This window comes from Mesorhizobium sp. M1A.T.Ca.IN.004.03.1.1, assembly GCF_003997555.1.
GTDB lineage: Bacteria > Pseudomonadota > Alphaproteobacteria > Rhizobiales > Rhizobiaceae > Mesorhizobium.
Genome location: NZ_RZTV01000069.1, coordinates 1 through 384, shown reverse-complemented (window position 1 = coordinate 384; position 384 = coordinate 1). Strand labels below are relative to the sequence as shown.

The 384-nt window shown below is 71.9% G+C and carries 1 protein-coding gene; it reads right to left on the bottom strand.

Going from position 1 to position 384, the window contains the following annotated elements; translation table 11 throughout:
• The coding region (locus tag EOD29_RS30715; protein ID WP_245475487.1) for an FAD-binding protein at positions 1 to 383 on the bottom strand (383 nt) is incomplete at its 3' end.
• Between the last annotated feature and the right edge of the window lies 1 nt (position 384).

Here is a 384-nt window from a genome sequence, read left to right as displayed (position 1 = left end):
GCGGCGATGATCGCAGCACCCGACCCGTCGCCTTCGGCATGGACGATGCGGCGGCGGTTATGGGCCGCCTCCAGCCCGAGCGACAGTTGGCCGGCGGCATTCCGGTCGAAACGCACACCGGCTCGCTCCAGCGCGGCAATTGCGGCTGGTGCTTCGGCGATGATGCCGGTGGTGGTCACGGGATCGCAGAGCCCGTCACCGGCGGCAAGCGTATCGGCAAGGTGCAGCGCCGCGCTGTCGTCGGCGCCCATGCTGGCGGCGATGCCGCCCTGCGCCCAGGCGCTCGACGTCTCCGCGCCAAGGGCGGCGCGGGTGACGATCACCGAGGGTTCGGGCGCCAACGTCAGTGCGGTCATCAGCCCCGCAAGGCCGCTGCCGACGATC